Origin of the sequence: Paraburkholderia sp. BL9I2N2, from assembly GCF_004339745.1 — a bacterium.
GTDB lineage: Bacteria > Pseudomonadota > Gammaproteobacteria > Burkholderiales > Burkholderiaceae > Paraburkholderia.
The window spans coordinates 1,279,731-1,299,665 of record NZ_SMGP01000002.1 but is presented as its reverse complement, the minus strand read 5'-3'; the positions used below and the strand labels follow the sequence as shown (position 1 = coordinate 1,299,665).

Sequence of the window (19,935 nt, the reverse complement as noted above, 5' to 3'; positions counted from 1 at the left end):
GGGTCTCCTTGCGGGGGAGGGACTAAAGACTGTACCTGCTCGCAGGAGCCATGCCAAGACGAAAGCGCGTAAAAAAGGAAGTGGGCGGAGGCGCGGCGGCGTGGGCCGGGCTCCCGTCAGTGGCCTAGACTTGCCGCAGGCCGTCCAGATCGACGATCCGGATGTGCTTGCCGTGTGTGTCGATCAGGCCGCGCTTTTGAAATCTTGACAGGGTGCGGCTCACGGTTTCGAGGGTCATGCCGAGGTAGCTGCCCATGTCCTCGCGCGTCATGCGCAGATTGAATTCCGCCGACGAATAACCTCGCCGCGCGTTGCGCTCGGAGACGTCGAGCAGGAATGCCGCGACCCGTTCGTCCGCCGAGAGCGACCCAAGCACCATCATCTGCGCGGCTTCGCGGACGATCTGCTCGCCCAGCAGTTTGTGCATGCGCTCCTGCATCGAACTGATTTCGCGGCACAGCGACTTGAGCGCGGTGTAGGGGACGATGCAAACCGTGCTGTCTTCGAGGGCGAGCGCGCTGCAGGCATGCACGTCGTCGCTGATGCCGTCGAGGCCGAGCGCCTCGCCGGCGAGCCGCAAACCGGTGACCTGTTCGCGGCCGTCACGATGCGCCATGACGGTTTTCATCGAACCGGAGCGCACGGCGTAAATACTGTCGAAGCGGTCGCCGCTGCGATACAGGGCTTCACCGCGCTGAACGGAGCGCGCGGAACAGATGAGCGTTTCGAGTTTCATCAGTTCGTCGGGCGACAAACCTTGGGGCATGCAAAGCTGCCGCATTGCGCAGCTCGAACAGCGCGCGGCGGAGCGCGCGTTTGCCCGTGGCGGTGCCGCACGACGGCTGCCGCGCGCCGGCGACGAACTTGCGGCAGAGGCCACGGAATCGGCAGTGCCGGCGGAGTGCGTAACAGCGATAGGAGTGAGCATGTTCAGCAGCCGGTGGTCAGGGTAATGACAGATTGTCCCATCGGCCACGTTGCCCGTTTCGCGGCAAAATGACGCGTTCAGGCAGTCAGGCACGTTGAGCAGTGTCACACCGGCGTCGGTGAATTTGTTTATGGACTGCTAGGGAGTGCGAGCAGGCAGACCCTGCTCACACTTTGGCGAAAAGGAGATCGGCAACCTGGAACACCTGCCGCCGATGTAAAGCGCGCGTTGCTCACTCGCGCCGCGTTCATCAATTCGCGTCGGCGGACTTGCCCGCGGCGGATGGGATCAACAGCACGGGCAAAGTGGCTTGCCGTACGCAGCGCTCGGCGACACTGCCAAGAATCAGCCGCTGAAAACCGCGCCGTCCGTGTGTGCCCATGACCAGCAAATCGGCGTTGAAGTCAGCCGCGGCCTTGAGCACGACCACCGAAACATCGTCGATCGTGGATGCCTCGCCCACCACGAGCTCGCCCTTCACGCCTTGCTCGGTCATGGCCTTGGCGAACTCGGCGCCGAGTTCCTTGCCCTCTTCGACGAGCCGGTTGCGCAAGACGGATGGGTCGTAGCCGGGCGCTTCGAAATACATCGGCGTGTTTTCGACGACATAGAACGGCTGCAAGACCGCGCCGCTGGATTTGGCGAGCGCGAGCGCTGCTTCGAATGCACGGCGGGAGGTGTTGCTGCCGTCGACCGCTACAAGAATGCGTGTGTACATATCGACTCCGCGTCTGAAGGATCCGGATGCCGCAGCTGTTTCCAACCGGCTGGGCGCAATGAAGATTCATTGCTGATGCGAGCTTAAATGATCGCTGAAAAACATGCATTCGACCTGGATGTAAATCAAACTCTTGTCAAATTTTGCCGCGAGGCCGTCCTGTTCGGCAAGCGCTGCCAGGCAAGCGTCGGCGGGACTTCGCTCCAATTTGCAATGCATATCGGTGGCCAAAATAAGGCCGGGTTTGCCTTACAATTACAGCCTACTCAGACAAGCTGCTTCAGTCCGCTGATGAACGAGCGCAAAACGACGGGCTTGCCCGACAAGATCTACGGCGACATTCTCAACCGCATTGTCGAGGGCGAGTACAAGGAAGGTGAGCGCTTGCCGACCGAGCATGCGCTGGCGGAGCGTTTCGCGACGTCCAGGCCGACGGTGCGCGAAGCGCTGGCGCGCTTGCGGGCGGACGGCATCATCATGACGCGGCACGGATCGGGCACGACGGTCGCGCGGCGGCCGGATCCGGACGTGCGCCGCTTCGCGCCGCTCGAAACGCTGTCCGACATCCGCCGCTGCTACGAATTTCGCATCGTGACAGAAGCGGGTGCGGCGGAGCAGGCGGCGCTCAAAGCCGACGCCGACGACATCGCCGCCATCCAGCACGCATGGGATCAGCTGGAGCGGATCATCGAGACGCAGGGTATCGGCGCGAAAGACGACTTCATGTTTCACCTGGCGGTGGCGCGCGCGTCGAAGAATCCGTTTTTCATCACGGTCATGTCGTTTATCGAGGAGCAAATCCTCTTCAGCATGAACCTGTCGCGCAATCTTTCGCTGGTGAAGACGGTGGCGCGGCAGCGGCTCGTGCAGGCGGAGCATATGGCGGTGCTCGAGGCGATCCGGCGCAAGGACGCGCCGGGCGCTGCAAGCGCCATGCGAGTGCATCTCGAGAACGCGCTCGAGCGCATGTTCGGCTCCTGAGTGTCCGCGCGCTGTCGTCGCGCGGCGGCGTTGCAGCGCCATCGGGCCACCGTGCCGCGGTAATTCCCGCACGGTGCGACAGGGCGTAGAACCTGCCGCTCTCGCGGCAGCGGAGTAAAGCAGCTAAGCAGCGGCGGCCATCGGTCCGAACAGCGCGGTTCGAGTCTTGGAACTCACGGCGATATCCAGCGCCACCGCCCGCTCCACGCCGATCTGCAATGGCGACCCGAGCCGGCTGATCTCGATCCCGGTCTTGCGCAGCAGCCGCTCGATCGGCGTGGTGGTCACCGTGACATACCGCGTGATGCCCATCTGGTCGGCGAACGTCACGAGTTCGTGAATCGCCTGCATGGTCAGGTCCGCAAAGCCAAACGATTGCTCCTCGCCGCCGGTTTCGATCGCGAACCGGCTCAATTCCCAGATGTGCCGCCCAACCGGCGCCGCCGCGCCGTGCAGCAACTGCGGGAAGGTGTCCTTCAGCATGTTGGGGCCCTCGGTCGGCATCAGGCGCCAACAGCCGCGCACTTGCCCGTCGTCCGCCTGGATCAGCATGTAATGCGGCCCGAGCGCGTCGTAGCCGTCGATCTCCATGCCCGCGATCGTCGGGATATCCCACCCGAGCCGGCCGTGAAACACCCGCGCCCGCAGGCGGTACATCTCGTTAATGTCCGCGTTGTCGAATTCCTGACGCATTCCAATCCGGATTGCTGTTTGCATGACGTTCTCCTGAACGTGTTGGGGTACCCAATACGCAAGAAAACTTATGCATTTTGAATGTTTCTGCCACCTACCTACCTGGATAGGTGCGCATGCTTATCGGGTAACGCAAAATTCGAGACAAGCACTGCACTCAACCGACAGGACCGAAAAAATGGAACTCCTCGAAAATCATTGGCAACCGCAAACCGGTCTTCAAACCCGCCCGGCGGAGCCTTCCACGGCGGTGGACCGCGTTCTGATCATTGCTTACCGCAAGAAGAAAAAAGAGAGCCAACGCCGTTTCTGGGCCCGCTTCGGCGTCACGCAGTCGCGCGGCAGCCGGTTCGAGTCGGGTGCTGAAATTCCGGCGCCGGTGTCGATCCTGCTCGGTCTGTACTTCACCAAAACCGTGTCCGACGCCGATCTGGGCCGCGCCGAGCGCGTGCTCTACAGCCGCGACGCCGCGGCCTTTCTCAACCCGGGTCAATAAGCCCGAGCTGGGCTGCAATCACGGCCGCCGCACGCCGCGAATTCACACCGAATTTCGTCCTGATGTTCTTCATGTGGAAGTTCACCACGGCTTCCGAACAGTTCAGGATGTGGGAGATTTCCCAGGTGGATTTGCCGCGTGCGGTCCATTTCAGGCATTCGCGTTCACGCGGCGTGAGCTTGGGCAATAAGGTTTGAGCGTGCGTATTCAAATGCCGCTGGCTGGTATCGATTACAAGATCGCGCAATAACACCAGATTCGGCAATGCCACGTTGATATGGCGCCAGAATTCGTCGTTGGGATTGTTGTCATTGACGAAGCACATCATGCCGGCTTCCTGGTTCGGTCCATGAATCGGCAATGTCACGCCGGCGCGCAACCCATGCGCGCGGGCTTCCTCGTACATGGAAAGCTGCGCCGCGGTAGTGAAAATATCCGGCGACCAGATCAGCGGCGTGGCGCGCGTCGCGCAATGCGCGACGGTCGGATCGATGTGAACCAGTCCCTGCTCGTCATAAGTTCGGCGCCAGGTGGGGGAGTACGTGCTACGCACATAAGCGTCTTCGAGGCGAATGGTCGGGCGCGGCAGCATGGCGATCAAAAGTCTGTCGAAGCCCCACGTCTCGGCGAGGCCCGCGATTGCACCGAACCATTCCGCTTCGTCGGCGGCGTCCAGTAGCGGTGCCATCTGCTCGATAAAATGTAGCGACAATTTTTACTCTCTCAGGCTCGCAAACATCCCGTTGCGGTAAATTGCGGTACGGCATTCCGTCCGTTGGTTTTTATCTTCACAATCTATCACCAAAATTTATTTCGCAAAGCCAGAAGTGATTTCTAACAAAATGGCGACGGTGATGGTTTAGCGAGAATGCGAATGAATCGCTCTTTGTATCCGATTTTTTGACCGAGTTAACATTCACCGATGGTTAATGTGGGTAATTTTCTCGTAGTAGCCGTTTTGATGCCATTCGTTGGCAACATTATTGTGAAAGCATTCTAATTAGCGGCCGCTGCCAAAATTTCAGTCAAAATCGCACTGATTGCCGATATTGAATGTTTGCGGGCTGCACGGTTGCCGCGACACAAACGTCATCGTCCACGCTCTATTGTCATACAAAAGCAACACCGCGTAGTTTGCGAGGTTCGCGATCCGCGCGAAGAATTCGCGAAGCCGGGCTTGTCGCCAAGTTGTTTGACAACATTCCAAGCCCCTTGCTACCTGAGCGCGCCATTCTGTCCCGCTCCCGGTGTGAGGCCACGTGAACGAATCCCCGATTCGCGACGCCGCCGGAGCATCATGCGAAGATCGAGCACGCCGCGCGGGCGCTGCTCGCGTTGGAGCACGAATTCGCGCAAGCCAACCCATGCCACTGAACCTTGAGCCCGAAGCCACCAGTATGACCGACAACAACCGACGCTATCCCGATCCCTCCATCCGCGTGTTCGATCCGCGCTTCAAAGCACTGATCCTGGCTTCCGCGTCCGTCGAGTGTCTGTATCAGGGCGCCCGCTGGTCCGAGGGCCCGGTCTGGTTCGGCGACGGCCGCTATCTGCTGTGGAGCGACATTCCGAACGACCGCATCCTGCGCTGGGACGAACCGAGCGGCACGGTGTCGGCGTTTCGCCAGTCGTCGAACAATGCGAACGGCCATACGCGCGACCGTCAGGGGCGCCTCGTCAGCTGCGAGCATCTGACGAGGCGCGTCACGCGCACCGAATACGACGGATCGATCACCGTGCTCGCCGACCGCTACCGCGGCAAGCGCTTCAATTCGCCGAACGACGTGGTCGTGAAATCGGACGGCTCGATCTGGTTCAGCGATCCGACCTTCGGCATCGACGGATTCTATGAGGGCGAGCGGCAGGAGTCGGAACTGACGGCGTGCGTGTACCGCGTCGACGGCCAATCCGGCGAAGTCACCGTCGTCGCCGATGACGTGCTAGGCCCCAACGGTCTGGCGTTTTCTCCGGACGAGTCGGTGCTGTACATCGTCGAATCGCGCGGTGAGCCGCGCAAGATCCGTGCGTTCGATGTCGACGGCGACGGCGGCGCGCTGTCGAACAACCGCGTGCTGATCGACGCCGGCCTGGGCACGCCGGACGGCTTTCGCGTCGATGTCCACGGCAATCTGTGGTGCGGCTGGGGCATGGGCACCGACGAACTCGACGGCGTGCGCGTCTTCACGTCGCAAGGCGAGCCGCTCGGCCACATAGCATTGCCGGAGCGTTGCGCGAACGTATGCTTCGGCGGACGGCATCGCAACCGACTCTTCATGGCGGCAAGCCACGGCCTCTATTCGCTCTACGTGAATACGCAAGGCGTGCAAGGCGGCTAGTTGCCAGACAAGTCGTCATCAGAGGTCATGAGCGGCTCCGGGTTTGCCCTTGGATGCAGCGCGCAAGCCGTTGAGCGGCAAGGATTCACCGCGAAAATGGCGGCTTTCATGAGCCCGGAGCCGCCACGAGTATTTGCTTGACATCAGCTGTTCCGCTTCGCTATGTTCCTTTGGTAGAAAGACACCGCCCGCAGCGCATTCGACTGGCGGATTTCCATACCAAGAAGCGAGGAGACGCAATGACTGTTTCACACAGGTTGGCGCTCAGGCTGGTGTCCGTATGTCTCGCGGCGAGCGCCGCTTTCGCATCCGCCGCGCATGCGGCCGATCCGGTCACACTCAATATCGTCGACGTGGCCGGCGACCTTCAACTCACGCAAAAGGGCTTCGAGGCCTTCAAGGCGAAGTACCCGAACCTCGTCGCCAATCTCACCTTCACGAACGCGCCGGCGCCGCAGTTGCCCGGCAAGATCAAGGCGATGCAGGCCGCGGGCCGCTCCGATATCGATCTCGTGCTGACCGGCACCGACGCGCTTGCCGCCGGCATCGAACAGAGTCTCTGGATGAAGCTGCTGCCCGAGAACGCGGCGGCGTTCCCTGGCGTGCTCGATAAGTACGCGCCGGGTCCGCGCAAGATGCAGGATCTCGCCCAAGGCTACGGGCTCGAAGTCGCGTATATGCCGGCCGGCCCGCTGCTCGAATACAACCCCGCCAAAGTCAGCGACCCGCCGAAGACGCCCGAGCAATTGCTGCAATGGTGCAAGGCGCATCCGGACAAGCTGATCTACGCACGCCCGGCGAATTCCGGTCCGGGCCGCACGTTCCTGATGGGCTTGCCCTACATACTCGGCGACAAGGATCCGCAGGACCCGATTCACGGCTGGGACAAGACGTGGGCCTTTCTCACGCAACTGAACGATTGCATTCCTTACTATCCGGGCGGCACGTCGGCGGTGATGAAGGAGCTTGGCGAAGGCACCCGCGATATGACCGTGACCGTGACGGGCTGGGACATCAATCCGCGCGCGCTCGGTATCGTGCCGGCGGAATTCCGCGTGCAGGCGTTCGACAACATGACGTGGGTGAACGACGCGCACTACATGGTGATTCCGAAAGGCGTGCCGAAGGAAAAGCTCGACGTGCTCTACAAGCTGATGAACTTCATGCTCGAACCGGCGCAGCAGGCCATGACCTATGACGACGGTTACTTCTACCCCGGTCCGGCGATCAAGGGTGTGAGCGTCGAGCAGGCGCCCGCGCACAGCCAGGACGTGCTGAAGAAATACGGCCGGCCGGAGTATGCGAAGCTGTTAGCCGAGCGCCCGCACGTCTTGCCGCTGAACGCCGCGGCGATGGTCGCGGCTTTCAAGAAATGGGACACCGAGGTCGGCGCGCAGAAGACCAAATAGTCTCCTCGTCTGGCCGTGCATGCATGATGTTGCGATCCACGCGTGATACGTGACACGGCGCATCACGCGTATCAGGAAACCGCCATGAAGCATCACTTTGAGCAGTTGCGGCTCGACTCGGTGAGCCGCAGTTTTACGAATGCGGAAGGCCAGGCGATCGCGGCGCTGCGCGGCCTCGATCTGACCATCCAACGGGGCGAGTTCATCGCGTTGCTGGGGCCTTCCGGTTGCGGCAAATCGACGGCGCTCAATTGCATTGCCGGGTTGCAGCCGTTGAGCGCCGGCGGCATCTGGCTCGACGACAAGCGCATCGACGTGCTGCCGCCAGAGAAGCGCGGCTTCGGCATGGTGTTTCAGAACTACGCGCTGTTTCCGCATATGAGCGTGCTCGACAACGTCGGCTTCGGTTTGAAGATGCGCGGCGTCGGCAGGAGCGAAGCCGTGCGCCGGGTGCGTGAAGCGTTGCAGCTCGTGCAACTGGTCGGGCACGAACGCAAGCTGCCCGGACAACTGTCCGGCGGCCAGCAGCAGCGCGTGGCGATTGCGCGCGCGATCGTGATCGAGCCGCCGCTGATTCTGATGGACGAACCGCTGTCGAATCTCGATACCAAGCTACGGATCGAAATGCGCGCGGAAATTCGCCGCATCCACAACCAGCTCGAGCGTGCGACGCTCTACGTGACGCACGATCAGGACGAAGCGCTTTCCATGGCCGACCGCATCGTCGTGATGAGGGAGGGTGTGGTGCAACAGGTTGCCACGCCGAAAGAGGTCTACACGCGGCCGCAGAATCTGCACGTCGCGCGCTTCATGGGTTATCGCAACGTGGCCGAATTCGAACTCGAAGGCACGCAAGGCGAAGGCGTGCTGGTGAGCGCAAACGGTGTGCGTCTGCTCGGCACGCCGATGGCCGGCTTCAACAGCAAACGCGTGAGCGTCGCGTTGCGCCCCGAGGATATGGAGCGCGCCGTGCCCGGTGCGGAGAATGCCTTCGACGCGTTGGTGACGACCGTCGAATACGGCGGCCGCGATTCGTTGCTGCGCGTCAAGACAGCGTTCGGCGATATCTGGGCGCGCGTCGCCGGAGAATTCGAAGAGGGCGAGCGAATCAGCTTGCGCGTGCCGCCGTCGCGCACGCTCGTCTACGATGCCGAGGCGGCATGAGCCTGCCCACGCTGTCGCCGCCGCTCGTTCCGCGTGACGCCAAGGCGTGGCTCGTCGCGCCGGCTTTGCTCTTCATCGTCGCGTTGTTCATCTATCCGTTTGCGTACGGTCTGGTGCTGTCGTTCCGGCCGATGAACGGCGGCGGCCTCTGGGCCAACTATCTGACGTTCTTCACCGACACGTCGATGTGGCCGACGATTCTCGTCACGCTCAAGCTCGCGGTGCCCGCCACGCTGATCAACGTGGGCGTCTCGGTGCCGGTGGCCTTCGCATTGCGCCGGTACTCGCGCTATCAGAAGGTCGTCACGACGCTGCTGGTGATTCCTGTGACGCTCGGCACCGTGTTGATCGCCGACGGCATGCTCACGTACTTCGGCCCGAACGGCTGGTTTCCGCAAGCGCTGCACGGTCTGCATCTCTATGCGCGCGAAGTGCGACTCACGCATAACTTCTGGGGCGTGCTGATCTCGCTGATCGTGTCGGGTTTTCCGTTTGCGTTTCTGTTGACGCTGTCGTATGTGACCGGCATCGACCCGACGCTCGCGGCCGCGGCGGCGACGCTCGGCGCGAGTCCGTGGCAGCAGTTTCGCCGCATTTATCTGCCGCTGCTGGTGCCGGGCTTGACGATGGCGGCGTGTCTGTCGTTCGTGCAGGCGTTTTCGGTGTTTCCGTCGGCAGTGTTGCTCGGCGCGCCCGCCGGGCCGACGCGTGTGATGTCGATTGCCGCCGCCGAAGCCGCATTCGAAAGCTACGACTACTCGCTGGCCTCCGCAATCGCGATGGTGATGGGCTTCGTGCAGTTGCTGGTGGTCGCCGCGCTGCTCGGCGCGCGCCGCTTCTTCTACAGCGGTCCGGCAACCGGAGGCAAAGGCTGATGACGACCGATCATCGCGCGGCGCAGCCTTCGTGGTCGGCGTCGACATCGAAAGATCACGGTGACGGCGCGCGCGAGCCGGATAAGAGCGCGGGCCAAACCCGGCAACGCACCAGCGTGCCGGGCCGAATCTGGCGCGTGCTGGTGTGGGGCGCCATGGTGTTCTTCCTCGTCAACGTGGTGCTGCTGATCGCGACCGTCGCGGTCAATTCGGTGGCGACGCGCTGGTTCGGCACCTTGTTGCCGCAAGGCTTCACGCTGCATTGGTATGCGCAGGCATGGAGCGACTTCCAGTTGGCGAGCGTGTTGTGGGTGACCGTCGAAGTGGTCGGCGCAGTCGTGCTGCTGTCGGTCCTGCTCGGCGTGCCGGCGGCGTATGCGCTCGCCCGAGTGCAGTTTCCAGGCAAGCGCGTCGCCATGCTGATCTTCCTGTTGCCGCTGATGGTGCCGCCCGTCACCTACGGCATTCCCATGGCGACGGTCATGTACAAGGTCGGCCTCGCCGGCACGCTGAGCGGCGTGATCCTGGCCAATCTCGTGCCGGCACTGCCATTCGTGATTCTCGTGATGACGCCGTTCATCGAACAGATAGATCCGAATCTCGAAGCGGCGGCGCGCATTTTCGGCGCCAACACGTTCCGCTATTTCCGCTACGTGCTGCTGCCGCTGCTTGTGCCCGGCATGCTGGCGGCGGGCTTGCTGGTGCTCGTGCGCACCATCGGCATGTTCGAGCTGACTTTTTTCACCGCGGGCCCGGCGACGCAAACGCTCGTGGTCGCCCTGTACTACGCTGTATTTTCAACCGGCGTGCGCGCGCCGCAATCGATCGATGCGATGGCGATGATCTATATGGCAATCACGCTGATCTGGGTGCTGATCGCACTGCAATTCGTGAGCCCGACGCAGATCGTGTCGCGAGTGAAGGAGCAAAAGCGCTGAAGGAAACCCCTGCGGGGCACGGCGAAAGACATCGTGGAGCAGACGTTGACGAAGAGAAAGAAACCCGAGGAATTGCGCAGCCACCGCTGGTACGGCGTGAACGATCTGCGGTCGTTCGGCCATCGCTCGCGCACCGCGCAAATGGGCTATGACCGCGAGGAATACGCCGGCAAGCCGGTCATCGCGATTCTCAACACATGGAGCGAGATCAACGCGTGCCACACGCACTTCAAGCAGCGCGTCGAGGAAGTGAAACGCGGCATCTGGCAGGCCGGCGGCTTTCCGGTCGAACTGCCGGTGCAGACGCTCTCCGAGCCGTTCCAGAAGCCCACCACGATGCTTTACCGCAATTTCCTCGCCATGGAAGCCGAAGAAACGCTGCGCTCCTATCCGGCCGACGGTGTCGTGCTGATGGGCGGTTGCGACAAGACCACGCCGGCTTTGCTGATGGGCGCGATCTCGATGGATTTGCCGGCGATCTTTCTGCCCGCCGGCCCGATGCTGCGCGGAAACTGGAACGGCGTGACGCTCGGTTCCGGTTCCGACGCCTGGAAGTACTGGGCGGAGCTGCGCGCGGGCACGATCACGCAAGACGACTGGCAAGGCATCGAAGGCGGCATTGCGCGCTCGCCCGGGCACTGCATGACCATGGGCACCGCGTCGACCATGACGAGCGCGGCCGAAGCGCTCGGCTTCACGCTGCCCGGTTTCGCGTCGATTCCCGCAGCGGATTCGCGTCATGCGCAGATGGCGGCGAAAACCGGCATGCGTATCGTCGAGATGGTGTGGGAGGATCTCAAGCCCTCCGATCTGCTCACCGCCGGTTCCGTCGACAACGCCGTGACCACCTGCCTCGCGCTGTCCGGTTCGACCAACGCGATCGTGCACATGATCGCGCTCGCGCGCCGCGCCGGCATCGAACTGACGCTCGATCGCTACGACGACATCTCGCGCCACACGCCGGTGCTGGCCAACGTTCGCCCGACCGGCGCGTATCTGATGGAGGACTTTTTCTATGCGGGCGGTTTGCGGGCCTTGCTCGCTGAACTCGGCGAGTTGATCGACCGTTCGCAGAAAACCGTCAACGGCCACACGCTCGGTGAGAATCTCGAAGGCGCGGAGATTTTCAACGACGACGTGATCCGCCGGCGTGACAAGCCGCTGTTGCCCAATAGCGGGCTCGCGGTGCTACGCGGCAATATCGCGCCGGACGGTGCCGTGATCAAACCCGGCGCCGCTGAGCCGCATCTGCTCGTGCATACGGGTCGCGCAGTGGTGTTCAAGGATTACAACGACATGGCCGCGCGCATCGACGACGAAGCGCTCGACATCGACGAAAACTGTGTGATCGTGCTTCAGCATGCCGGGCCGGTCGGCGCTCCGGGTATGCCTGAATGGGGCCAATTACCCATACCGCGGAAGTTGCTGCAAAAAGGGGTGCGCGACATGGTGCGCATATCGGATGCGCGGATGAGCGGGACGAGTTACGGCGCGTGCGTGTTGCATGTCGCGCCCGAGTCGTTCATCGGCGGACCGTTTGCGCTGGTCGAGAGCGGCGACATGATCGAGCTCGACGTGCCGCGGCGCAAACTCAACCTGCTGGTGAGCGACGAGGAACTCGCGCGCCGCAAGGCAGCGTGGGTCAAGCCGGCGCCGCGTTTCACGCGCGGCTACGGCGCGATGCATCAGGTGCACGTGATGCAGGCGAATCAAGGTTGCGATTTCGATTTCCTGCAACGCGGCGGCGCGCATGCGGCCCCGGATGCGCACGCCGCGGGCGAGCCGGAGATTCACTGAGTCAACGAGGGGCGTCGAGAGCGTAACGCAGCCGCCGCAGAGTGGCGAATCACTGGGAGAGGGCGCGATGCGGCTCGACCGCATCGCGTGAATCCTTCACTTCAATATCCCACGCGATACACGCGGCCGGTCTGCGCGCCTTCCACGCTGCGCAGATAGGCCATCGCCGCGCGCTGCCCCGTCACCGGCTCGAAGCCTCGGAAGTAGGGCGCATAAGCGTCCATTGCTTCGGTGAGCACGGTCGGGCTCACCACGTTGATGCGAATGCCGCGCGGCAACTCGATCGCCGCGCCGCGCACGAAACCTTCGAGTGCCAGATTGACGGTGGTCGCGCTCGCGCCTTGCAGGATCGGCTCGTCGCCGATGATGCCGCTCGTCAGCGTGAACGAGCCGCCGTCGTTCACGTATTGCTGAGCCGCGAGCACCACGTTGATCTGGCCCATCAGCTTGTCGCGCAGGCCGACCCAGAACTGCTCGATGCTCATGTCGGGCAGCGGACCGAAATGCACCTTGCCGGTCGTCGTGACGACGCCGTCCACTTTGCCGATCTCGCGAAAGAGCCGCTCGACGCTCGCCGGGTCGGTGCTGTCGACGTGGTACTGCCCACGCGTCGCGCCGACTTCGATCACTTCATGGCGCGCCTTCAGTTCCGCGCTCACCGCCTGGCCCAGCGTGCCGGTGGCGCCGATCACGACGATCTTTTTCATCTACTGCTCCGTTGAGGGTTGATGTGCAGTCGATTCTGCCCGCGTTCGTCAGAAGGAAACAGTCTGCGCGGCGCGTAGGTCCTGCAACCCTGAGTTTCTAATCGAAGAAAAAGCGCGCACCGCGAATCAAACGGTGCGCGCTTCGCAATACACTGATTAATCGGGGCCTGCGTCTGAATTCAAACACGGACCAAATCAGGACCAGCGCAAATGTTTATTTCACCCGATGTAATTCGATCAGCCGGGTAGGGCGTAAATGATTAAGGGCGTAATGGATACGGCCGCGCTCCTGACGGCTGCCAACCGGTCGCGGATCGTCGTATTGATGATCCGCCGAATATGCGCCCTGCGGCGCGACCATGCCTTTGTCGATCACCGTGCAGCCCGGCTCGAGCGCCAGCAGCAGATGATTGCCGCCAACCCGGCTGTCGAAGCCGGCCATGCCGTCGTGCGCCTCGGGCACGCTGTTCGTGAGGGTCGCATTGCTCGTGGTGATCTCGTCGGGCGAGATCGGGCTGTGGCCCGCTATGCGCGCGGCTTCCAGATTCTTGCCGTCGGTGTCGACGGTGCTGTCGTGGGTGCGGTCGTTGTGCAGTTCCGTCGAACTCGGGCCGTGAGTGGCCGCCGGCTGGTTCGCGTCTGCTGGCTTGTTGATATCGCTGTTCATCATGCGTTCTCCTTGAAGAGGACATGGTGTGACATGCAGCAAAACCCGTTCCGCCTCGCACAAACCCTGATTCACCTGTTTTCACTGCGCTTTGTCCGCAGTTGCATGCGTAGTTGTATGCGCAGTTGCAAGTGAGGTATTCGGCTGGCGATTGCGTCCGGGATTCTTTTCGTTTTTTTTAATGGACGCGTATTTTCTACAGAGTATGATCTTACTCCGACGAGCGAAGCGCGGTTAAATTGAAGACATTCGGTCCGGCTATTTCTTCATGGCCGGCAGCACCGTCTGCGCGCCACTCAAAACATTTTACGGGGCCGTCAGGGCGGGTGACACATGCACTTCGATGCTGCATTCACACATCGCGGCTATTTGTTAAATTGCGCGCCGGCGCGCGCGGTCGATGGCACTTGGCAACCTTACGTAGTCATCTCCCGCTCGAGCGACGGCGAACTGGTCGCCAACCGTTTTTTCCCCACCGACTTGCGCTTTCGTGACGAAGCGGCCGCCATTGCTCATGCCCGCGATTGGGCCGTGCGCTGGATCGACGCGAGCAGCGTAACCATCTGAGCGCCTCCGGCGTGCCATGCCGCGTATGGCACGCCGTCGCGCGGTGCTGCGCGAGCCGCGGCAAAACGCGGTAATCTCTCGGCATAATCACTTCGAAGCCTGCTCACCGCACGGCGCTGTCCTTTTATGCCTAACGTGCCTTCCCATAACTGGGGCCTCGAACAGATCGTCGCCGACTTGCGCGCGTCGCGTGAAGAATTGCATCGCACGCGGCATCCGCTCGGCATTCGCGAACTGCCGTCGCGCGAAGCAGTGATCAACATCGTCGCCGGCTTGCGCGCGGCGCTGTTTCCCACGCACTACGGCGCGCCCGATCTGACTGACGAAACCGTCGACTATTACGTCGGCCATACGCTTGAAAGCACGTTGCGGCTGCTGGCGGAACAGATTCGCCGCGCGCTGCGTTTTTTGCCGGAGTTCGGTGAAACACCCGATGCGGATTTGCAAGCGCGCGCGTTTGACGTCGCGCGTGAATTCGGCACGCAATTGCCGGGCATTCGCGCGCTGCTGGTCAGCGACATTCAGGCGGCTTTCACCGGTGATCCGGCTGCGCAGCACATCACCGAAATTCTGCTTTGCTATCCGGGCGTGTGGGCGATGACGCATCATCGGCTCGCGCACGCGCTACATCGCCTGGGCGTGCCGTTGCTGGCGCGTTTCATCAACGAGATCGCGCACTCGGCAACCGGCATCGACATTCACCCCGGCGCGACGATTGGGCCGAGCTTCTTTATCGACCACGGCACGGGCGTCGTGATCGGCGAGACCGCGATCATCGGCGAGCGCGTGCGCGTGTATCAGGCCGTGACGCTCGGCGCGAAGAGTTTCGCCGCGGATCTCGACGGTACGCTCGTCAAAGGCAACGCACGCCATCCGATCGTCGAGGACGACGTCGTGATCTATGCCGGCGCGACGATTCTCGGGCGCGTGACGATTGGGCGCGGCTCGGTGATCGGCGGCAACGTGTGGCTCACGCACAGCGTGCCGCCGGGCAGCAGCGTGTCGCAAGGCAAGATCCGCGAAGGCGAGCGGTCCGACGAGGGGCGGCAGTGATGCGCGGCTTCGTTCGCGCGTGCTCGCGTGTTTCGATGCGCAAACCTCCCATCAGTTGCTGAGCGATGACCATGCCGCGCGGCCGCGTTCACATGCCTCGCTGCGCGATTGCCGGCGTCGAAGCGACGGTGGCCGAAACTGCGCATGCGTTTCCGCGCCATTCGCACGACCGCTTCGGCATCGGTGTGATCCTCAGCGGCGGGCACCGGTCGGCGAGCGGACGCGGACTCGTCGAAGCGCGCGCCAACGACGCGATCATGGTCAATCCCGGCGAAGTCCACGACGGCAGTCCGCTCGATGAGCGCGGGCGCACGTGGCGCATGTTGTATTTCGAACCGTCGATGTTCGTCACCGCCGCGAGTGAACTGACCGGCGCGGCGGCGCGCGAGCTCGAACTCACGCAGCCGGTGGCGCACGATCCTTTGCTGAAGCGTTTGTTCGAGCGGCTCTTCAGCGTCGCGGTGGAAGTGCCTTTCGTGACGGACGATCTGGCGCGCGAGGAGGCGTTGCTCGAACTGCTCGGGCATCTCGTGCGCGTGCATGCGACGCGGCCGATACGCTCATCGTCGACTGATGCGTTGGGTCCGATTGCGCGAGCGAAAGCACGCATCGACGACGATCCTTCCTCTGCGCTCACACTGGCGAATCTCGCCGCCGATGCCGGCATGAGCCGTTTTCAGTTGCTGCGTGGCTTCGCGCATGAAATGGGTCTGCCGCCGCACGCGTACAGAATGCAGCGTCGCGTGGTGCTCGCGAGGCAATGGATCGCGCGGGGCGCGACGCTTGCCGATGCAGCCGCCGCAGCGGGCTTTGCCGATCAGAGTCACATGACGCGCGCGTTCGTGCGCTTACTCGGTGTGACGCCCGCGAACTACGCGGCCGCGCTGCGGTGATGTTTATCCGATTCGCAAATGCTGCAGCAAAGCTGTGCCATGCATGCCATGCAACCAGACGTGTTGCCCGATAAACCACGCCGCCGCCCACGAAGCCGCCACGACGATCAGATCGCAGTGCCCGCTATTCCAGAGATTCAACGAATGCCGGCCGGCAATCCACGGTACGCCTAATGGATTCGGCCAGTCAGCGAACAGATGCATCAGACCGCCGCAGGCAAATCCGAACGTCGGCGCGGCATACACGGAATGCCCGAGCCAGTGGTACGACACCGCGAGCAACGCGAGCCATCCCACGCCCCAATGCGTGAGCGTGCGATGCGTGATCCACAGACGCCGCGCGTGCGACCACCACGCGACTTCGAGCCAGTCCGGCGCCGTGCTGCCAATCACACCGGTGATGAAACTCAACACCACGCCGAGATGAAACGAACCGCCGCCGCCGATGCGCGCGACGATCGCCGCCGCGATGACGCCGGCTGCAAAACCGGTAGCGTGATGTGCTTTGCTGGATGCCATCGAAACTCGCGGCAGAGCGCCGCATCAAGAACAAAGGGCGGCTATGTTCGCAGATGAGCGGATAAAAAAATAGCCGACACGCGAGTTAAAAAAATCGCGCGTCGGCGTAGCCTTCAAAACGCAGCGTGCGACCGAAGCTCAGGTCGCGCAGCGTGCAATATCGAAGCGCATTTCCGGTTCCGGCGGATCGTCCGGCGCGTTCGCGGGATGCATCACCTTGATGACCGAGCCGGTGTTCGACGGCGTCAGCGTCACGAAATACGAGTTGTTCGAATCCGAGCCGACGGCGATCTCCGTCGCGCCGCCGACGCGCGACATACGCACGCGTGACAACCGGCTTTCGAGGCAATCGGCGATATAGGCAGGCGCGCGTTGCGACGACACGTACATCATCGGCAGGGACGCGTCGCGCGCTGGGCCGCTGGAAGAACCGCAACCGGCAAGCGCGGCGAGCGCGGCAGCAGCGGGGGCAAGCAGGAGAAGTCTTTTCATGGTCTGGTCGTCGGCGTCCCCGGTCGTACGCGGGAACTTCGGGCGCGGGCGAAGCGCAACGTCATGCTTCGCGACGAAGCCGCCGTTCAACCGCAACGGCATCGCGACATCGCAACGTTGCGGCAAGGAAGGCAACTGCGGTCAGTATACCCACCGGGTGTGCGCGTCGTCACTATCCACGGCCCTCGGCATTGTGTCCAAACGTAAGGGCTATAAAAAACCCGCGACGTGATCGTGTCACGCGCGGGTTGCTCACGAAGCGAATCGATACATTCGCTGCGCACGTACCACCTGAAAATACTTAGAAGCGATGACGCAGGCCGACTGCCGCTGCCAGCTGATTGCCGTTCGACGACGGTGCGAGGGTGTTGATCGCCGCGACGTTCGAGCCGAAGTTGCCGAGCTCGCCCGACGCATGCTGATACACGCCTTCCACGTACACGTCGGTACGCTTGCTCAGCGAGTAGTCGCCTTGCAGCGACACCGTGTGCCACTTCGGATCGCCCGAACCGTTCGAGCCGGACATCTTGCCGTCCGTGAACGTGTACGACGCCGCGAGGCTCAGTGCCGGCGTCAGTGCATAGCGGCCGTTCACCTCGTAGTTGTCCAGGTGCAGGTTGGTGCCGGCGACGCCGGGCAACGTCGTGCCGCCGACATCCACGCCGGTAATGCCGTCGAGTTGTGTGTGCGTATAGACGAAGCCGACCGTTGCCGGGCCATACGTGTAGTTGATGCCCGCGCCATACGTGCGCTGCAGATCGGCTGCGATCGCCGCGGTGCCGTCGCCTTGCGACACGGCGCCGCTCAGGTTCGAGCTGCCCGACTTGTTCAGTTGCAGGTAAGCGGCGGCAACGCTCAACGGACCGTTGTCATACGAAGCGCCAACGCTCCATGCACGGTTGTTGGAGAAATCACCGGCCGAATTGCTGAACCCATACAAGCCGCCGAACTTCAGGCCCGCGTAGTTCGCGCTCGTGTACTTGACGGCGTTCTTGATCGAGAACGAGTTATCGAGGTTGTCGTTGTCGAACGGGTGAGCCGCGAGGTTGTTGCCGTAGCCCGCGCCGGCTTCGGACAGCGGCGCCAGGTAGTCGACCACGGAATCGTATTGACGGCCGAGCGTCAGCGCACCGTACTGATCGCTCTTCAGACCGACGAAAGCCTGACGGTTGAACATCGTGTTGCTTTCCGTGTCCTGACCGTTATTCAGGTTGAAGCCGTTCTCCAACGTGAAGATCGCATGCAGGCCGCCGCCGAGGTCTTCACTGCCGCGCAGGCCGAAGTAGGTGTTCGACACCGAGCCGCTGCCTTGTTGCCAGTTGCTATGGCCGCCCTGGTTGTTCGAGTAAACGAGACCGGCGTCCAGCGTGCCGTACAAGGTCACGCTGCTCTGTGCATGGGCGCTGATGGCAACCGCGCCCAGGAGGCCTGCTGCGATGAGGGTTTTTTTCATGGTTAGATAACTCCGAAACAGTGCATGGGGAATCGCATTCCAGTGCTCACCGCCGATTGCGCCGGCGGGCTGACGATCCGCTGCGAAGTGTATTCCTGCTATTCCTATCTTTAATCGCATATGGCACAACAATGAATTCTCGAATCCGTAATGGTGAATACGGAATTGTGTAAGTGCGGGTAAATAAAGAAAAAATCTGTTCGGCTGTGAATTCATGGATGCCGTGTCAATGGCGTGTTGTTGCCTGATCGCGACGAATCGCCGCAAGCCATGAGCAGTAAGGAATAGCGTCTATTTCGAGATATTTTGTCGATTTATTCTAGTTCCCGCAATGCACTCTTCCAATTCGCGGGATCTATTACGATGAATTACGGTTCTACAATTCGTCTTGCCCCTTGACCAAGGGTATCTTTTTCGTCTTTATACGCGGCCTTCGGGCCGCGTTTTTTTATGATTTTTTATAATCGGTTTATAAGTTCCCGCGAATAAGGAAATAGATTATTTCGATTGGCGATGCGCTCGCCGTGGCTTGTCCGTTCGTCAGAGGGCCGCATCCGCCGAGTGCGAGGCGGGTAGAATTGCGCGCTTGAGATGTGTTTCCGCCCCCGCGAACGTGAGTGAACCTGTAATGACCGATATACCCCTTCCATCGTCCGCCACCGCTGAAGATCTCACGACGGAAGGCTCGTCCGAACTGGGCGAGACCGTGCACGAAGCACGCCTGTGGCGCGACGATGGCTGGACCGCGCGCGTCATCAAGAATGAAGACGACGAAGGCTGGGCCGTCGAAATGATCAAGGACGGCGAAGCGGAACCCGCGCTCGTCGGTCCGTGGACGATGGGCCGCAACAAGAAGGATCCGAAGCCGCTGGACACCTCGGCGTTCAACACGCTGGTGAAGACCGCGTCTGAAGTGCTGCGGCGCCACGAGCAGCAACTGCGCGCGCAACTCCATAAGGAAGTGCGAGTGGCGAGCGCGGACGGCAACGACGAACTCGACATCACGCTCGACATCGTTCCCGACGAAGACGAACCGTATGCGTTGTTGACCGCGCTCGACACGTTCGGCGAGCAGCTCGCGCAAGTGCAGGTCGCGCCCAACTTCAAGCTCAGCAAGGCGAGCGCCGCGGCGTGGGTCGAGAACGAGTTTCGCCGTCCAGGTTAAAGATCGGTTCCGCTCGCGGCCTGCGACAGGCTCCGGGGCTGGCCAGGTCGTCTCCCAACGGCCTGAACAAAATATTACTAAAAC

21 protein-coding genes are annotated in these 19,935 nt (G+C 62.1%); 12 read left to right on the top strand and 9 right to left on the bottom strand.

Annotation, left to right across the window (positions count from 1 at the left end; genetic code table 11):
• Positions 1–124: 124 nt before the first annotated feature.
• Both B0G74_RS27715 and B0G74_RS27710 read right to left on the bottom strand, forming a co-directional pair.
• On the bottom strand, positions 125–781 hold the full coding sequence (locus B0G74_RS27715) for a helix-turn-helix domain-containing protein (protein ID WP_132378275.1): 657 nt from the start codon (positions 779–781) through the stop codon (positions 125–127).
• 397 nt (positions 782–1,178) lie between these two features.
• The gene (locus B0G74_RS27710) at positions 1,179–1,646 is read right to left on the bottom strand and encodes a universal stress protein (protein WP_132378273.1); all 468 of its coding nucleotides are present in this window, start codon (positions 1,644–1,646) and stop codon (positions 1,179–1,181) included.
• A 291-nt stretch (positions 1,647–1,937) separates the two neighbouring features.
• Between B0G74_RS27710 and B0G74_RS27705 the strand changes: the two genes are divergently transcribed.
• Positions 1,938–2,627 carry a FadR/GntR family transcriptional regulator gene (locus B0G74_RS27705; protein WP_132378271.1) on the top strand — a complete coding sequence of 230 codons (690 nt, stop codon included), beginning with the start codon at positions 1,938–1,940 and terminating at the stop codon, positions 2,625–2,627.
• A gap of 123 nt (positions 2,628–2,750) precedes the next feature.
• Here B0G74_RS27705 and B0G74_RS27700 read toward each other — a convergent pair whose 3' ends face one another.
• A complete protein-coding gene (locus B0G74_RS27700) occupies positions 2,751–3,344 on the bottom strand; it encodes an acyl-homoserine-lactone synthase (protein ID WP_132378269.1) in 594 nt (197 codons plus the stop codon).
• 154 nt (positions 3,345–3,498) lie between these two features.
• Between B0G74_RS27700 and B0G74_RS27695 the strand changes: the two genes are divergently transcribed.
• The gene (locus tag B0G74_RS27695) at positions 3,499–3,816 is read left to right on the top strand and encodes an XRE family transcriptional regulator (RefSeq protein ID WP_132378267.1); all 318 of its coding nucleotides are present in this window, start codon (positions 3,499–3,501) and stop codon (positions 3,814–3,816) included.
• Here B0G74_RS27695 and B0G74_RS27690 read toward each other — a convergent pair.
• The gene (locus B0G74_RS27690) at positions 3,800–4,504 is read right to left on the bottom strand and encodes a LuxR family transcriptional regulator (protein WP_132378265.1); all 705 of its coding nucleotides are present in this window, start codon (positions 4,502–4,504) and stop codon (positions 3,800–3,802) included. The genes B0G74_RS27695 and B0G74_RS27690 overlap by 17 nt on opposite strands.
• Positions 4,505–5,213: 709 nt before the next feature.
• Here B0G74_RS27690 and B0G74_RS27685 point away from each other — a divergent pair.
• The 6 genes from B0G74_RS27685 (at position 5,214) to araD (ending at position 12,335) form a co-directional block, all read left to right on the top strand.
• Positions 5,214–6,152, top strand: coding sequence for an SMP-30/gluconolactonase/LRE family protein (locus B0G74_RS27685; RefSeq protein ID WP_132378263.1), 939 nt, complete (start codon positions 5,214–5,216; stop codon positions 6,150–6,152).
• Positions 6,153–6,391: 239 nt separating this feature from the next.
• Positions 6,392–7,561 (top strand): extracellular solute-binding protein, encoded by a 1,170-nt coding sequence (locus B0G74_RS27680; protein ID WP_132378261.1) that lies wholly within the window; start codon positions 6,392–6,394, stop codon positions 7,559–7,561.
• An 84-nt stretch (positions 7,562–7,645) separates the two neighbouring features.
• On the top strand, positions 7,646–8,725 hold the full coding sequence (locus tag B0G74_RS27675) for an ABC transporter ATP-binding protein (protein ID WP_132378259.1): 1,080 nt from the start codon (positions 7,646–7,648) through the stop codon (positions 8,723–8,725).
• Positions 8,722–9,600, top strand: a complete 879-nt coding sequence (locus B0G74_RS27670; protein ID WP_132378257.1) for a sugar ABC transporter permease — start codon at positions 8,722–8,724, stop codon at positions 9,598–9,600. Before B0G74_RS27675 ends, B0G74_RS27670 begins: the two co-directional genes overlap by 4 nt.
• Positions 9,600–10,538, top strand: coding sequence for an ABC transporter permease (locus tag B0G74_RS27665; RefSeq protein ID WP_132378255.1), 939 nt, complete (start codon positions 9,600–9,602; stop codon positions 10,536–10,538). The genes B0G74_RS27670 and B0G74_RS27665 overlap by 1 nt, the downstream gene beginning before the upstream one ends.
• A 45-nt stretch (positions 10,539–10,583) precedes the next feature.
• The gene (araD, locus tag B0G74_RS27660; RefSeq protein ID WP_132378253.1) at positions 10,584–12,335 is read left to right on the top strand and encodes an L-arabinonate dehydratase; all 1,752 of its coding nucleotides are present in this window, start codon (positions 10,584–10,586) and stop codon (positions 12,333–12,335) included.
• Between the two features lie 101 nt (positions 12,336–12,436).
• Here the strand turns inward: araD and B0G74_RS27655 are convergent, their stop codons facing one another.
• Positions 12,437–13,042, bottom strand: coding sequence for a short chain dehydrogenase (locus B0G74_RS27655; protein ID WP_132378251.1), 606 nt, complete (start codon positions 13,040–13,042; stop codon positions 12,437–12,439).
• Positions 13,043–13,256: 214 nt separating this feature from the next.
• Positions 13,257–13,709 (bottom strand): DUF3005 domain-containing protein, encoded by a 453-nt coding sequence (locus B0G74_RS27650; protein WP_132379421.1) that lies wholly within the window; start codon positions 13,707–13,709, stop codon positions 13,257–13,259.
• Positions 13,710–14,042: 333 nt separating this feature from the next.
• Between B0G74_RS27650 and B0G74_RS27645 the strand changes: the two genes are divergently transcribed.
• The 3 genes from B0G74_RS27645 (at position 14,043) to B0G74_RS27635 (ending at position 16,222) form a co-directional block, all read left to right on the top strand.
• Entirely contained in the window at positions 14,043–14,276 is a 234-nt protein-coding gene (locus B0G74_RS27645; RefSeq protein WP_132378249.1) for a hypothetical protein, read from the top strand.
• A gap of 126 nt (positions 14,277–14,402) precedes the next feature.
• On the top strand, positions 14,403–15,329 hold the full coding sequence (gene epsC, locus B0G74_RS27640; RefSeq protein WP_132378247.1) for a serine O-acetyltransferase EpsC: 927 nt from the start codon (positions 14,403–14,405) through the stop codon (positions 15,327–15,329).
• A 71-nt stretch (positions 15,330–15,400) separates the two neighbouring features.
• Positions 15,401–16,222, top strand: coding sequence for an AraC family transcriptional regulator (locus B0G74_RS27635; protein ID WP_132378245.1), 822 nt, complete (start codon positions 15,401–15,403; stop codon positions 16,220–16,222).
• A 3-nt stretch (positions 16,223–16,225) separates the two neighbouring features.
• Here the strand turns inward: B0G74_RS27635 and B0G74_RS27630 are convergent, their stop codons facing one another.
• From B0G74_RS27630 to B0G74_RS27620, 3 genes are all read right to left on the bottom strand, one after another.
• Positions 16,226–16,741: a metal-dependent hydrolase gene (locus tag B0G74_RS27630; RefSeq protein ID WP_132378243.1), complete on the bottom strand. Its 516-nt coding sequence runs from the start codon at positions 16,739–16,741 to the stop codon at positions 16,226–16,228.
• Positions 16,742–16,879: 138 nt separating this feature from the next.
• Complete coding sequence (locus B0G74_RS27625; protein ID WP_132379419.1) at positions 16,880–17,335, bottom strand: hypothetical protein; 456 nt, start codon at positions 17,333–17,335, stop codon at positions 16,880–16,882.
• Between the two features lie 199 nt (positions 17,336–17,534).
• Positions 17,535–18,686 carry a porin gene (locus B0G74_RS27620; RefSeq protein ID WP_132378241.1) on the bottom strand — a complete coding sequence of 384 codons (1,152 nt, stop codon included), beginning with the start codon at positions 18,684–18,686 and terminating at the stop codon, positions 17,535–17,537.
• A 628-nt stretch (positions 18,687–19,314) separates the two neighbouring features.
• Here B0G74_RS27620 and B0G74_RS27615 point away from each other — a divergent pair.
• On the top strand, positions 19,315–19,851 hold the full coding sequence (locus B0G74_RS27615; protein WP_132378239.1) for a hypothetical protein: 537 nt from the start codon (positions 19,315–19,317) through the stop codon (positions 19,849–19,851).
• The last annotated feature ends 84 nt before the right edge of the window (positions 19,852–19,935 follow it).